Origin of the sequence: Hydrogenophaga laconesensis (assembly GCF_031457235.1) — a bacterium.
In the GTDB taxonomy this organism is placed as follows: Bacteria; Pseudomonadota; Gammaproteobacteria; order Burkholderiales; family Burkholderiaceae_C; genus Hydrogenophaga; species Hydrogenophaga laconesensis.
On sequence record NZ_JAVDWE010000002.1, the window covers coordinates 40,916 to 53,528 of the forward strand.

Genomic DNA, 12,613 nt, shown 5'->3' on the forward strand with positions numbered 1-12,613 from the left:
GTTGTCTCTCTCGGGTGGATGAATGGAGTTATCGGATGCGCTCGGGTAATCAGGCCATCTCGAAGCCGTCGTAGCCGCGCGCGGCCACGTCTTCGATGATCCGGCGGTACAGCGGAACCCCGGAGACGAAGGCCATGAACACACGGGGCTTGCCTGGGATGTTCGCGCCCATGTACCAGGAGTTCGCGCGCGGATACAGGGTCTTGTCGGCCTCTTCCGCGCAGCGACGCACCCAGCCATCCTCGGCTGCCTGCGTGGCCTCGATGCGCCGCACGCCCTTCGCGCGCGCCTGGCGCAGCAAGGCCATGATCCAGTCCACATGGGTCTCGATGGAATGCACCATGTTGCTGAGCACCGACGGACTGCCCGGGCCGGCCACCACGAACATGTTCGGGAAGCCGGCGATGCCCAGGCCCAGGTAGGACGTGGGACCGTGTGCCCACTTGTCGCGCAGCACCGCGCCGTTCACGCCCCGGATGTCGATCGCCTTGAGCGCACCGCTCATGGCATCGAAGCCGGTGGCGAACACGATGGCATCGACGGCGTACTCCCGCTCGTCGGTGCGCACGCCTGTGGCCGTGGCCTCCAGGATCGGGTGCGCGGCCGCGTCCACGATGTCCACGTGATCGCGGTTGAAGGTTTCGTAGTAGTGCGAGTCCACGCACAGGCGCTTGCCGCCGAACGGCAGGTCGTCCTTCGGGCACAGCAACTCGGCCTTGGCGGGATCTTTCACCACGGCGCGGATGCGGTCGCGCGCGAAATCCGCCACCATCTTGTTGGTCTGCAGGTTGCTCATCTGGTCGGCGAAGGTGCGCAGCATGCGGAAACCACCGCCCGCACCACGCCAGCGGTACTCCAGTTCGGCGCGCTGCTCCTCTTCCGTCATCTCCGCCGCGGTCTTGGTGTTCGCGTTGAGGAACTGCCCGGTGATGGCCTCGCGACCCATGGCGCGGCGGTCGGGGTAGCGCGCCTTGGCGGCGGCCAGCGCCACGTCGGTGAAAGGCACGTTGTGCGCCGGCACGCTGAAATTGGCGGTCCGCTGGAACACCGTGAGCCGGGCGGCCTGGTCGGCAATCACGGGCACCATCTGCACGCCACTGGACCCGGTACCGATGAGCGCGACGCGCTGCCCGGTGAAGTCCACGCCCTCCTTCGGCCACTGGGCACTGTGGTACCACTTGCCCTGGAAGTCTTCGAGCCCCTTGAGTTGCGGCCGCTGGGGAATCGACAGGCCACCCGTGGCCATGACGAGGTAGGTGCACTCGAACGCATCGCCCTGTTCGGTGCGCACTGTCCACAGCAGGCGCGCCTCGTCGAACACGGCGCTGCTCACCCGGGCATTGAGCTGGATGCCATCGCGCAGCGCGAAGCGGTCCACCACATGCTCGATGTAGCGCAGGATCTCCGCCTGCGGCGCATAGCGTTCGCTCCAGCGCCACTCTTCCTCGAGCTCGCGGCTGAAGGAGTACGAGTAGTCCAGGCTTTCCACATCGCAACGCGCACCTGGATAGCGGTTCCAGAACCAGGTACCGCCGACGCCGTCACCCGCCTCCAGGACGCGCACCGACAGGCCCATTTCACGGGCCTTGTAGAGCTGGTAGATGCCCGCGAACCCCGCGCCCACCACCAGCATGTCCAACCGATTGACCGACTCCACCATGTTTCCTGATTCCGTTCTGTTGCATCGCCCCAGCTGGCGGCATGGGTCCGACTATCTTTCAAATAGGTTGACAAGTCAACAACAAAACATCCGATCAAGGGTTTACCATAGGTTGACCAGTCAACATAATGAAAATTCAATCCAGACTCCATGACACAACACGACGAATTCGCCGGACGGCATGTGCTCATCACCGGTGGCGCGGGTGGCATTGGCCTGGCCTGTGCCCGGCTCTTTCTCTCCGCCGGTTCATCTGTGCACCTGATCGATGCGGACCGGGAGCGGCTGGATGCCGCACGACATGCCTTGCAGAACCACCCCGGCGTGAGCGTTTCGGCATCGGGCCTGGCCGACCACACCGCTTGCGCGCAGGCCATCGACGAGGGCGGCAAGCCACCGTTTGCACTCGTGCACATGGCCGGCCTCTTCGAGGTCGACCGGCTGGAGCGCGCGGACCGCTCGGTCTGGGATCGCGCCATCGCCAGCAACCTCACCAACGCCTACGAGATGGCGATCGCCTTTCAGGCGGCGCGTGACACGCGCCAGCCCTCTCGCATGGTGTTCTCGACGTCTCGCGCCTTCCAGCGCGGCACGCCGGGACGCGCGGCTTACGCAGCGGCCAAGGGCGGCATCGTGGGCCTGGTGCGCGCCTTCTCGCGCGACTTCGCACCCGACACCCTGGTCAACGCGGTGTCGCCCGGTCTGATCCAGACCCGCATGACCGAAGGCCTCATTGCGAGCCATGGCGATCAGCGCCTGGCCGAGATTCCCCTGCGGCGCTTCGGCACACCGCAGGACGTCGCCAGCGTTGTCGCCTTCCTCTGCGGCGACGCGTCTTCCTACATCACCGGTCAGGTGATCACCGTCGACGGCGGTGTGATCAATGGCTGACCCTTTCCAGCGAAACCCTTCATGAGCATCGACCAACCCACCCTCGATCTGCTGGACCGCGTGCGCATGGCCGGCCGCAAGTCGTTCTCCGCCTGCACAGCCCCGGAAGCCCGCGCCTTTCCCACCCTGATGAAGGCGCTGTTCGGTGAAGGCGAGGCGGTGGCGCAGGTGCGCGATGTCGACATCCCGACCCCGCAAGGCCACCAGGTCCCGGCACGCCTCTACCTGCCCACACAGCATGACGATCGCCTGATCGTGTTCTTTCACGGCGGTGGCTGGGTGTTGGGCTCGGTGGCCGACTACGGCAATTTCACCGCCACGCTGGCGGCGCGAACGGGCACGGCTGTGCTCTCGGTGGACTACCGCCTCGCGCCAGAAAGCCCGTTTCCCGGCCCGGTCGAAGACGCCCTTGCCGCACTGGACCATGCGGGTCAGGAGGGTTCGCAGTGGCTTGGCCAACCGCTTTCACGCCTGATCGCGATGGGCGACAGCGCGGGTGCGACGCTGGCCACCGTGGCCACGCGCCGCCTGCGCGATACACCCGGAGCCCGGCAGGTCGACCTGCAGGTGCTGGTGTACCCGGTCACCGACGCGGGCTTCGACACGCCCAGTTACCGGGAATTCGCACAGGGTCACCTGTTGAGCGCCGACGACATGCGCTGGTTCTGGGACCACTACTGCCCCGACACCGCGGCACGGCGCCACCCCGACGCCTCGCCCCTGCAAGCCACGGACCTCGCGTGCCTGCCGCCCACGCGCCTGTTCACCGCCGCCTGCGATCCCTTGCGCGATGAGGGTGAGGCCTATGGGCGTCGGCTCAAGGCGGCCGGCGTGGATTGCGATGTGGTGCGGTGCGAGGGCCTGTTGCACGCCTTCCTGTCCATGATCCACTATTCTCCGAATGCCGCGCAGGCCTTCGACACCATCGTGCAAAGCCTGGTCACCGACACCGCCTTCCATCGATGAAGCCCATGCAACTCGACCTCGACACCTACGTTCCCGGCTTGCTCCTGTGGTTGTCCAACCGTGTCTCCAGCAGCGCTTCCAGCCTCTACAACGAGCGCTTCGGCATCGGCGTCACCGAATGGCGCATCCTGTCGTACTTCAAGATCCATCCCTGGTCCACCGCTTCGCGCGCCTGTGAACTGATGGGACTGGACAAAGGCGCCGTGAGCCGGTCGATCTCGTTCATGGTGGAAAACGGCTGGCTCGATCCCCGGCCACAGGGCCTGCGCAAGATCGAGTACCACGTGACCCCGGCCGGCAACAAGCTGCACAACACGGTGTTCCGCCTGGCCATGGCACGCCAGGAGGCCTTGCTCGACGGGTTCAGCGCGACGGAGCGCGAGTCGCTCATCGCCATGCTCAAGCGCATGCTGGGCAACCTGGAGAATGTGCAGCGCGTCGGGCGCTGAGCGCGGTGCTCAGCCCTGCAAGGCGGTGTTGCAGGGAAGCGTCCACCAGAAGGCCGCGCCCTGGCCCGGCGTGGACGACGCACCAACGGTACCGCCATGCCGTTCGACCGCGCGCTTGACCACCGTCAACCCCAACCCCGTGCCGCCGACCTGGCGCTCGTCCAGCCGCGAGAAGGGTTTGAACAGCTCACCGATCTTGGCGGGGTCGAAGCCCGGTCCGTTGTCCGCCACAGAGAACCGCCAGAAGCCGTCCTCCTCCTTCGCGTCGAGTGCAATGTGCAGGTCGCGCCGTTCGGCCCCGAACTTCAGCGCGTTGCCCAGCAGGTTCATCAGCACGTGGCGCATCAGGCCCGCGTCGGCCTGCACCACCGGCAGTGGCGCGGCTTCCTGAACCGCCTCGGGTGCCTGCGGGAACTGCACCGCGAGCGACTGCACGCAGTCGCGCAACAGGGCCTGCATGTCCACAGGCTCCGGAGCCGGTGGCTCCTCATCGACCTTGGCCAGCGTGAGCAGGTCGTTGACCATGTTCGAGGCGCGCTGCGCCTCGCGGCGGATCAGCTCCAGCGAACGTTCTGCGCCTGCCGCATTGCCCGCACGGTGTTCTTCCAGCGCCATGTCGGCCAGGCCGGCGGCGTTGCGCAGCGGTCCGCGCAAGTCGTGCGACACCATGCCGGCGAACGAGCGCAGGCCCTGGATGATTTCCTCGAGCTGCTGCGTGCGGTTGCGCACGATCTCTTCGAGCGATCCGGTGAGCTGCTGCAGCGCCTGCTCGGCGCGCACGCGCTCGCGCAGTTCGCGCGCCAGGATCTGTGAATCGCGCTGAAGGATGAGGGTCATCACGAACACATAGCCAATGCTCACGGGCAGCGGCGTCACCCGGCGGAACTGCAGCAAGCTCATGTCGGAGACCATCGCCACCGCGAACAGCAGCGGGTACCCGAGGAACAGCACCGCCAGCACGAGCTGGCCACCCCAGCCGTCGCGCGACCAGATCCACACCAGCCAGCCGGCGGCGAGCAGGAAGAGAAGGGCGATCACCGCCGGCGCGGCAAAGGCCCAGCCGTTCAGCCAGGCGCTCATGCCCACCACCAGCACCGGCGCACCCAGCAGCACCCCGACAAACACGCGGACGGGGGGAATGCCACGCGGCACGAAACAGGCCTGCAGACCCGCGAACAGTGCCGCCATGGCGCCCAGGCCCATGAGCGACCCCACCGGGCCGGCCACCTCACCGCTGATCCAGCCCATGGCGTCCACCGACACCAGCAGCCCCTGCGTCACGCCGAACACCAGTGCCGAACCCGCCAGCCATTTGACGTAGGACCACGACCGCGGACTGGCGTAGGCCAGGAAGGTCATGCCCAGCATCGCGATCAGGATGGTGGACAGGGTGCGGATGTCGCTGAAAAAGATCAGCACCGGGTGGGTCACGAAGGCCTCCTCCATGGCAGGTTGCAGGGGCGGCGGGGGTCTGCAACCTGTCGCAGTGTAGGGCAGGCACAGCCTGCTGGGCGAGCCGGGGTGGGTTGAGCATGACCTCCCACGTCATGGATTTCACGCCGGCACAGTGCCACAGTAGGGTCTACCCCAACAAAAGGAGTCCTCCATGTCAGACCTCAGCCAGCTCCCCCTCGCCGTCGGCCACATGATCGGCCTGGGTGCCCTTGGATCCTGCATCGGCATCGGCCTCATGACCAGCCGGTACCTGGAGGCATCCGCCCGGCAGCCCGAGATGATGGAGGCCCTGCAACCCAAGGTGTTCCTGCTGGCCGGCCTGCTCGACGGCGCGTTCATCATCTCGGTGGCGCTGGGCGTGTGGTTCGCCCTGGCGGCGCCGTTCGCCTGATGCGGGGCGCCATCCTCGCCGGAGCGGGCGGCAACCTTGGCAGCGCCGCACTGCACGCCCTGCTGGGCGACGCACGCTTCGACCGGGTGACGGTGCTGACCACCTGCCGTTTTCTGCAGACGCCATCGCGCCTGGCCTGGGCGGTGGTCGCAGACGGCGGGTGGGACCACACACTGCCGGCGGCCACGCATGCGGTCATCGTGCTGGGCGGCAGGCGCCGTGCGCGCGAGATGGTGTACTGGCAGCCCGCGCGCGACGATCTGCTGCCGCTGGCCACCGCCCTGCGCGCCTGCGGTGTGCAGAGCCTCGAGGTGCTGCTGCCTCCCGACGACGGGCTGCACCAGGAGGAGCGTGCGGCGCTGGAGCGGCTGGCGTTCGAGCCGTTCAGCGAGACCCGGGCCGCGACCCTGCCCCGGGTCGCGCCAGCGAATGCGCCCTGGCCCGAGCGGCTCGCGCTGTGGCTGATCCGCACGCTGATCGCCGCGCTGCAGATGGCGCAGGTGGCCTATCGCAAGCCCCCCACCGCTTCAGCCGACCGCGAGCGCGGGGGCTAACCACCGCGCTGAGCCACCGGTTCACGCGTTGCTGGTGGATGCCGTGGAAGACAACGACCTTGATCGGACCGGCAAAGCCGGGTCTTCGATGCCTCTGCGGGCGTTGCTTCAGACGCTCGCCGTCTCGCGGGCGATATGTTCCTCGATCATTCGGCGCGCCTGTACGCCGCCCGCGTCGATGTTGAGCTTGAGCAGCTTGCGCTGCGCGAAGGCGTCCAGGTTCTGCTGCTGGCGTTCGAGCACCTCGAGGTCTTCGGTGAAGATGCCGCCCTGCCCCGCGCGGATGCGCTCGGTCAGCTCGGCGTCGTCGGGCCGGAAGCGCCGCGCCATGCCCCAGAAATACCACATCGACCCATCGACCTCGGGCGTGATGAAGTCGGTCACGACGCTGTACACCTTCTTGTCGTCCGGCGCATCGTAGCCGCCGTGACCGGCCAGTGCCACACCCACCTCGATCAGCACGTGGCTGGGCGGCGAGAAGCGGCAGATCTGCCAGCGATCGACCTTGGGATTGCCCTCCACACCGATGGCGCGCAACGCATCGAGCCAGAACGGCGGGGCTTCGATGTTTTCCATGAAGCGGCTGGTGACCACGGTCGCACCTTCGCGCGTGGTCTTGCAGGGTGTCTCGTCGATCTCTTCCTGGCCGATGCTGGTGGAATGCACATAGGTCTCGTGCGTGAGGTCCATCAGGTTGTCGATCATGAGCCGGTAGTCGGCCTTGATGTGGAACAGGCCACCGCCGTGCGCCCAGGCGGGATTGTTGTGCCATTCGAGCACGGGGATGGTCGCCGGGTCGGCCTGATCCGCCTCGCCCGCCCACACCCAGATGAAGCCATAGCGCTCCTCCACCGCGTAGCGCTGGATGCGGGGGAAGGCGCTGACGCGCTGACCCGGCATCGATCGGGTGACACCGTCACCGCCCATCACGAGGCCGTGGTAGCCGCACACCAGTTCGCCCTTGCACACACGGCCGAGCGACAGCGCCGCGCCCCGGTGCGGGCAGAAGTCTTCGACCGCCTGCACGCGGCCCTCTCCATCGCGGAAGAACGCCATGCGGACACCGAGCAGACGCCGGCCCAATGGCTTGTCACCCACTTCGTCCGAGGTGGCCCCCACATACCAGGCGTTGCGCATCCAGCTCATGTCGTCTCCTTCATTCAGTACACTGAATCAAATGGTAGCCAAAGCTCGCAAGGTCGTCAACCGCGGCGAAACGGCGTCAGCCGGGACTTTGGCCGAGCAGCTTGTGCATCAGGCCCATGAGCACGTCACGCTCATTCGTGTCCAGCCGCTGGAGGATGCGATCGGCGAGCACGGCTTCGGAGCGGAGCATCTCAGCGATCACGCGCTGCCCTTCTGCCGTGAGCTCCAGGCGGCGCTGGCGGCGCGCGCCCATCTCGCGCACGATCCAGCCATCGCGTTCCAGCCGCACGGCGATCTCCGCCGTGGTGGAGGTGTCCAGCGCGATGGCGGCGGCCAGCGTCACCTGGTCGATGCCCGGGTGTTCCTGCAGCACACGCAGCGCGGCGTACTGCAGCGGCGTGACGGCACGCCCGAACACGGTGTTGAAACAGGAGACCGAATGCTGATGGGCCCGGCGGAACAGATGGCCCGGCTCGTGCAGGCCCAATGTGGCTTCCGGGCTTTCAGCGACGGGCGGTGAGGGGGCTTGACGGTGGGTGCGAGAGCGTTCGGTCATCGGATGCGACGATGGTGTAAGTCAATGGAATTCATTCGGCGTGCGCGGCATTTATTGTCGTCGCGACCGGGCGAGGCCTGTGCGCTGGCTCATGTCCGCGTCGATGCGCCTGGTACCGCCAGCGCCCCGGTTGAAGCCCGCGGCGGTTGCCTCTTCCGACGAAAAGGGAACATGGGTCTTCTCGATTCGGAGCGATTCACATGCAACCCGCCGGCGCCTCTGCCCCGCCACCGATGCTCTTCCTTCTGACGGAATTCGCCACCCTCGATGCCCCGTGGATGGCGACCGGGTACCTGCGCAAGGTCCTGCTGCTCGTCTACGCGAACACGGATACCCACTACCCGGCGCTGTCCGCCGAGCGCCACCTGGCGCGACAACTGCTCTCGTGCGGCGCACAGATCGGCAACCGGTTTGCGCACCTGTTCACCCAGGAACTGAACGGCAGGCACTCGTCCCCGGTGCGCTCCAACAACGTGCACCGCCTGTCACGGCGCATCCAGGACCACGCGCACGACGAGGCGGCCGCGCTGGAGCGCATCCTCGGCCGGGAGATACCCGGCATCCAGTTGCGGGGCACCGCATTCGATCCGATCTGCCTGGCCCAATGCCTGGAAGGCGCCCTACAGGGCACCCTCGAACTGAACCCGCTGGACAAGGACACCGTCTTCCGATCCTGGTCCGGCCTGTTCGCCGAAACGGTGCGCGAGTCGTACATCCAATACATCCAGGTGCTGCTCAACGGCGGCGAGCTGGCGCCCAAGGCACAGCAGGACTTCGTGGACACGGTGCCCTTCTCGATCGGGAACCGGCGCGACCCACCCGCCCCCAGACCACCGCTGCGGCGCCCTCCCTCGCGGGAGGGTTGAGCGCCTCAGCCCAGCGTGAACGACTCGTTGATCGCGCTCTTCACGCCACCGCCCATCTGGGGACCGCCGCCCGCCACGATGATCTCGTTGCCGATCACCACCGCGCCCATGCCATGACGCGGTGTGAGCATGGGTGCGTGCGATTCCCATCGGTCGGCCACGGGGTCCCAGGCCTCGTTCTGGCCGAACACGCGGTTGGTGCCCTCACCGCCCATGACGAACACCTTGTCGCGATAGAGCACGCAGCCGTGGCCGCTGCGCGGCGTGGGCATGGGCGTGCGCGCCACCCAGCGGTCGGCCTGCGCGTCGTAGCTGTGGTGCAGGCTGCTGTTGGTGTGGAAGGAGTCGACACGCCCGCCGATCACATGGAGGTGGCGCCCGACAACGACGATGCCGATGTGGTCGCGCGCCACCGGCAGGGGTTGACGTTTCTCGTAGCGGTCGCTGGCGGGGTCGTAGACGATGTGCCAGTCGACGGAGCGCCGCCACTCGCTGCCGATGGCGCCGCCCACCAGGTGGATGCGGTCACCCACCGCGATGCAAGCCATCGCCCCACAGGTCTCCGGCAGGCGGCGGATGCGCTCCCACCGCGCCCCGTCGAAGCGAAAGGCCTCATCGTGCGGCGTGCGGTTCTGCTCGATGAAACCACCGAAGGCGTACAGGCGGTCGCCCAGCGTGGCCACGCCCACATGGTTCGCACCGCGCGGCAGCTGCGGCAGTTCTTCCCACCGGTCGGACACGGGGTCGTAAGCGTGGTGGTAAGGCCTGTCGACGCGCTGCTCGGCATAGCCGCCGACCAGGTGCACGCGGTGGCGGTACGCCACCGCCCAGGCCATTTCGGTACGGGGAATGGGCAAGGGCGCCCGCACCCGCCACGCGCCGGCGCTCACCGCACGGGGTGCGGGGCTGTCGCTGACGGCCTGCTGCGCGTGGATCTCCGGCAGGTCGATGCGGCCGGGCTGGTTCAGGCGTTCGAACTGGCCGCTGTGGTGGCCATGGTGCTGGGCGCGCAGGAGCGATGGCACAGACAGGGCGGCAGCGGTGACGAGGAACTGGCGGCGAAGGCTCATGGAACAGTCTCCCGATCAAGAACAGGACTGGAACGGCACGCACTCAGGAGGCACCCGGCACGCGGAACACCTGGCGCAGGTAGGCCAGAAAGGTCTCGTCGTCGCAGAGGGTCTTGCCCGGCGAGTCCGAGAGTTTGGCCACCGGCTGCCCGTTGCAGCTCACGAGTTTCATGACGATGCTCAGCGGGCGCAAGCCCACGTCGTTCGTGAGGTTCGTGCCGATGCCGAAGCCCGTCTGGATGCGGTCGGCGAAGTGGTCGTAGAGCTTGAGGGCAGCGGGCAGGTCGAGTCCGTCGGAAAACACCAGCCGCTTGGTGTGGGCGTTGATCTTCAGGCGCTCGTAGTGGGCCAGCGCCTTTTCGCCCCAGGCCACGGGGTCGCCCGAGTCGTGGCGCAGGCCGTCGAACAGCTTGGCGAAGTAAAGGTCGAAGTCGGCGATGAAGGCGTCCATGCCGACCACGTCGGTCAGCGCGACGCCGAGGTCGCCGCGGTACTCCTGCACCCAGTTCTCCAGCGCGGCCTTCTGGAAGCCCTTGAGCTGCACGCCCATGGCCTGGAAGGTCTGCAGGTACTCGTGGGCCATGGTGCCGATGGGCACCAGGCCGTACTTGCGGGCCAGGTAGACGTTGGACGTGCCCTTGAAGAACGCCGGCACTTCCTTCGCGAAGATGGCCACCACCTCTTCCTGCCACGCGGCCGAGTAGCGGCGGCGCACGCCGAAGTCGAAGAACTCGAACGGATGCCTGCGCCCGGCGCTCTGCGCGCCGAAGGCCTTGAGCAGCGCGATCTTTTCGCGCAGGCGCCGCCGCCCCTCGTCCAGCACGCCCGCCGCGTCCAGCCGGCGGAAGTGGATCTCGTTGACGATGGCGAGCACGAAGATCTCGAAAAGCATCACGTGGATCTGCGGGCCGCGCGCGACAATGGACAGCAGGTCGCCGTCGGCACTCACGGTGATGTAGCGGCGCTGCAACTGGAAGATGCGCAGGAAGTCGATGAAGTCCGACTTGATGTACCGCAGCCCGCCGAGGTAGCTCAGCTCGTCCTCGGTGAAGCGCAGCGAGCACAGGTGTTCGATCTGGCGCTCCACCTCGTCGCGGATCTCGCTCAGCGGACGCTCGGGCACGTTGCGGCACACGAAGCGGTACTCGGCCTGGTTGGCCGGCATGCGGTGCAGCATGGGCTGCAGCATGGTGAACTTGTAGAGGTCGGTGCCCAGCAGAGAGTTGACGACCGGAAGGAAGGCGCTGTCGGGGCTCATGAAGGGGTCGGCAGGCTGCCGCGTTGGGCGTGGATGAGGGCGGGGAGTTCGGCCAGCGTCAGCACCAGCGTGCCGGCGGCGCTCGCGCGCTGGAACAGCGCCTCCTCCAGCGGCTCGAAGCCGGCCACCGGGCTCATGCAGTCGCGCAGCAGCACGACGCGCGGGGCGAAGGCCGGCGACTGCGCGAGAAAGCGCATGAACTGGTCGTAGCTGGCGGCCACGCAGTGGCTCGACGCTTCGCCGGCGATCACCACGAGATCGGCCCCGCTGGCCACCGACGCGGCCAGCGCCCGGTTGAACTGCGTGCCCGGCACCGAGGCCACCGGGGCGTCGGCCTCGAACACGCCGAAGTGCTCGCTCAGCGGGTACTCGCCCTTGAGCACCTTGGTCACCGCGCGCTGGTGGGCGAATTCCCAGGCGGCCAGGCCACGGGCCACGTCGGTCTGGATGTTGTGGCCCCAGGTGCCGGTGACGCAGTGCACCGGCCACACCACCATGCCCGGTTTGCCAGCGGTGGCCAGTTGCCCGAGCATGCCCACCACCTGCGGCGTCAGCCCCGGGTCGCGGGGGCGGTAGGTGCCGGCCGTGACATCGTCGGCCGTGATGAAGGTGAACGGCGCCACCGGCTCGCCCTCACGGGTGAGCCAGAAGGTCGTGCGCTCCACCGCCACGCTGGCGTGGGAATCGAGCGTGACGGTGATGCCGTCGATGTCGGCTGCGTGCGAATCGATGAAGCCCGCCAGCCGGCGCAGGTCGGCGTTCGCGCCGCTCACCGGGAGGGCCGCGCCGTCGATGTCGCAAAAGTCGTTCTGGGGGTCGATGACGAGAAGCTGGATGCGCATGGAAGGTCCTCGGTAGCCGTCCACTATGCACCGAATCCGTTCCGCGATCCGTAAGCATCGCGCGCAGGCGGCAATTGATGTGCACGAAGCGACTGCCTAAGCTCGTCTGACATTGGCGCGGGCACCCCGGCACCGCGCAAGGAAACCCGATGCCAGACACCCCACGTTTTTCCCCCATCCACTGCGTTCCGGTCGGTGACGCCACCCTGATGTTCGTCTCCGGCCTCACGGCGGGCACCGCCGCGCCCTACGACACCGAGGCCCAGACGCGCATCGTGTTCGACCGCATCCAGACGCTGCTCGCCGAACAGGGCGCGGACCGTCACGACATCCGCAAGCTCACCGTGTTCCTGACGGACATCCGCGAGTACGCGCTGTTCAGCGATGTGCGCAATCAGCTGTTCGCCGACGTGCGGACGCCGCCCGCCAGTTCGGCGGTCGAGGCGCGGCTGGGTTCGCCCTCGGTGCGCGTGGAGATCGAGGCCATCGCGGTGCGCCGCCACACCTGA

General features: G+C 67.5%; 14 protein-coding genes. 7 read left to right on the plus strand and 7 right to left on the minus strand.

Annotated elements, in window-relative coordinates; genetic code table 11:
- Window positions 1-49 precede the first annotated feature (49 nt).
- Window positions 50-1,660 (minus strand): flavin-containing monooxygenase, encoded by a 1,611-nt coding sequence (locus J2X09_RS04565; protein WP_204732929.1) that lies wholly within the window; start codon window positions 1,658-1,660, stop codon window positions 50-52.
- Window positions 1,661-1,810: 150 nt separating this feature from the next.
- Here J2X09_RS04565 and J2X09_RS04570 point away from each other — a divergent pair, with 150 nt between their 5' ends.
- Genes J2X09_RS04570 through J2X09_RS04580 form a run of 3 tightly spaced genes read left to right on the plus strand, consistent with a single transcriptional unit; the run spans window position 1,811 to window position 3,966 of the window.
- Window positions 1,811-2,551, plus strand: coding sequence for an SDR family NAD(P)-dependent oxidoreductase (locus tag J2X09_RS04570; RefSeq protein WP_204732928.1), 741 nt, complete (start codon window positions 1,811-1,813; stop codon window positions 2,549-2,551).
- A gap of 21 nt (window positions 2,552-2,572) precedes the next feature.
- Entirely contained in the window at window positions 2,573-3,517 is a 945-nt protein-coding gene (locus tag J2X09_RS04575; protein ID WP_310307574.1) for an alpha/beta hydrolase, read from the plus strand.
- A 5-nt stretch (window positions 3,518-3,522) separates the two neighbouring features.
- Window positions 3,523-3,966, plus strand: a complete 444-nt coding sequence (locus J2X09_RS04580; protein WP_204732927.1) for a MarR family winged helix-turn-helix transcriptional regulator — start codon at window positions 3,523-3,525, stop codon at window positions 3,964-3,966.
- A 9-nt stretch (window positions 3,967-3,975) separates the two neighbouring features.
- Here the strand turns inward: J2X09_RS04580 and J2X09_RS04585 are convergent, their stop codons facing one another.
- Window positions 3,976-5,397: an ATP-binding protein gene (locus J2X09_RS04585; RefSeq protein ID WP_310307577.1), complete on the minus strand. Its 1,422-nt coding sequence runs from the start codon at window positions 5,395-5,397 to the stop codon at window positions 3,976-3,978.
- 175 nt (window positions 5,398-5,572) lie between these two features.
- On the opposite strand from J2X09_RS04585, the gene atpE reads away from it, so the two are divergent.
- Window positions 5,573-5,812, plus strand: coding sequence for a F0F1 ATP synthase subunit C (gene atpE / locus J2X09_RS04590; RefSeq protein ID WP_204732925.1), 240 nt, complete (start codon window positions 5,573-5,575; stop codon window positions 5,810-5,812).
- On the plus strand, window positions 5,812-6,366 hold the full coding sequence (locus J2X09_RS04595; RefSeq protein ID WP_204732924.1) for a hypothetical protein: 555 nt from the start codon (window positions 5,812-5,814) through the stop codon (window positions 6,364-6,366). The genes atpE and J2X09_RS04595 overlap by 1 nt, the downstream gene beginning before the upstream one ends.
- 108 nt (window positions 6,367-6,474) lie before the next feature.
- Here J2X09_RS04595 and J2X09_RS04600 read toward each other — a convergent pair whose 3' ends face one another.
- Entirely contained in the window at window positions 6,475-7,512 is a 1,038-nt protein-coding gene (locus J2X09_RS04600; RefSeq protein ID WP_204732923.1) for a Rieske 2Fe-2S domain-containing protein, read from the minus strand.
- Between the two features lie 76 nt (window positions 7,513-7,588).
- Window positions 7,589-8,068 carry a MarR family winged helix-turn-helix transcriptional regulator gene (locus J2X09_RS04605; RefSeq protein ID WP_204732922.1) on the minus strand — a complete coding sequence of 160 codons (480 nt, stop codon included), beginning with the start codon at window positions 8,066-8,068 and terminating at the stop codon, window positions 7,589-7,591.
- A 200-nt stretch (window positions 8,069-8,268) separates the two neighbouring features.
- On the opposite strand from J2X09_RS04605, the gene J2X09_RS04610 reads away from it, so the two are divergent.
- Window positions 8,269-8,934 carry a hypothetical protein gene (locus tag J2X09_RS04610; protein ID WP_204732921.1) on the plus strand — a complete coding sequence of 222 codons (666 nt, stop codon included), beginning with the start codon at window positions 8,269-8,271 and terminating at the stop codon, window positions 8,932-8,934.
- A 5-nt stretch (window positions 8,935-8,939) separates the two neighbouring features.
- On the opposite strand, the gene J2X09_RS04615 is transcribed toward J2X09_RS04610, so the two are convergent.
- The 3 genes from J2X09_RS04615 to J2X09_RS04625 are packed head-to-tail and all read right to left on the minus strand — an operon-like array spanning window position 8,940 to window position 12,104.
- Window positions 8,940-10,004: a Kelch repeat-containing protein gene (locus J2X09_RS04615; protein ID WP_204732920.1), complete on the minus strand. Its 1,065-nt coding sequence runs from the start codon at window positions 10,002-10,004 to the stop codon at window positions 8,940-8,942.
- A gap of 43 nt (window positions 10,005-10,047) precedes the next feature.
- Window positions 10,048-11,262 (minus strand): nicotinate phosphoribosyltransferase, encoded by a 1,215-nt coding sequence (gene pncB, locus J2X09_RS04620; protein WP_204732919.1) that lies wholly within the window; start codon window positions 11,260-11,262, stop codon window positions 10,048-10,050.
- Window positions 11,259-12,104 carry a cysteine hydrolase family protein gene (locus tag J2X09_RS04625; protein ID WP_204732918.1) on the minus strand — a complete coding sequence of 282 codons (846 nt, stop codon included), beginning with the start codon at window positions 12,102-12,104 and terminating at the stop codon, window positions 11,259-11,261. Before J2X09_RS04625 ends, pncB begins: the two co-directional genes overlap by 4 nt.
- Before the next feature lie 149 nt (window positions 12,105-12,253).
- On the opposite strand from J2X09_RS04625, the gene J2X09_RS04630 reads away from it, so the two are divergent.
- Window positions 12,254-12,613, plus strand: a complete 360-nt coding sequence (locus J2X09_RS04630; protein ID WP_204732917.1) for a RidA family protein — start codon at window positions 12,254-12,256, stop codon at window positions 12,611-12,613.

Excerpts from the sequence above, each read along its gene's own strand:
- J2X09_RS04565 (WP_204732929.1), bottom strand. The coding sequence starts at position 1,660 with ATGGTGGAGTCGGTCAATCGGTTGGACATGCTGGTGGTGGGCGCGGGG.
- J2X09_RS04570 (WP_204732928.1), top strand. The coding sequence starts at position 1,811 with ATGACACAACACGACGAATTCGCCGGACGGCATGTGCTCATCACCGGT.
- J2X09_RS04575 (WP_310307574.1), top strand. The coding sequence starts at position 2,573 with ATGAGCATCGACCAACCCACCCTCGATCTGCTGGACCGCGTGCGCATG.
- J2X09_RS04580 (WP_204732927.1), top strand. The coding sequence starts at position 3,523 with ATGCAACTCGACCTCGACACCTACGTTCCCGGCTTGCTCCTGTGGTTG.
- atpE (WP_204732925.1), top strand. The coding sequence starts at position 5,573 with ATGTCAGACCTCAGCCAGCTCCCCCTCGCCGTCGGCCACATGATCGGC.
- J2X09_RS04595 (WP_204732924.1), top strand. The coding sequence starts at position 5,812 with ATGCGGGGCGCCATCCTCGCCGGAGCGGGCGGCAACCTTGGCAGCGCC.
- J2X09_RS04600 (WP_204732923.1), bottom strand. The coding sequence starts at position 7,512 with ATGAGCTGGATGCGCAACGCCTGGTATGTGGGGGCCACCTCGGACGAA.
- J2X09_RS04605 (WP_204732922.1), bottom strand. The coding sequence starts at position 8,068 with ATGACCGAACGCTCTCGCACCCACCGTCAAGCCCCCTCACCGCCCGTC.
- J2X09_RS04610 (WP_204732921.1), top strand. The coding sequence starts at position 8,269 with ATGCAACCCGCCGGCGCCTCTGCCCCGCCACCGATGCTCTTCCTTCTG.
- J2X09_RS04615 (WP_204732920.1), bottom strand. The coding sequence starts at position 10,004 with ATGAGCCTTCGCCGCCAGTTCCTCGTCACCGCTGCCGCCCTGTCTGTG.
- pncB (WP_204732919.1), bottom strand. The coding sequence starts at position 11,262 with ATGAGCCCCGACAGCGCCTTCCTTCCGGTCGTCAACTCTCTGCTGGGC.
- J2X09_RS04625 (WP_204732918.1), bottom strand. The coding sequence starts at position 12,104 with ATGCGCATCCAGCTTCTCGTCATCGACCCCCAGAACGACTTTTGCGAC.
- J2X09_RS04630 (WP_204732917.1), top strand. The coding sequence starts at position 12,254 with ATGCCAGACACCCCACGTTTTTCCCCCATCCACTGCGTTCCGGTCGGT.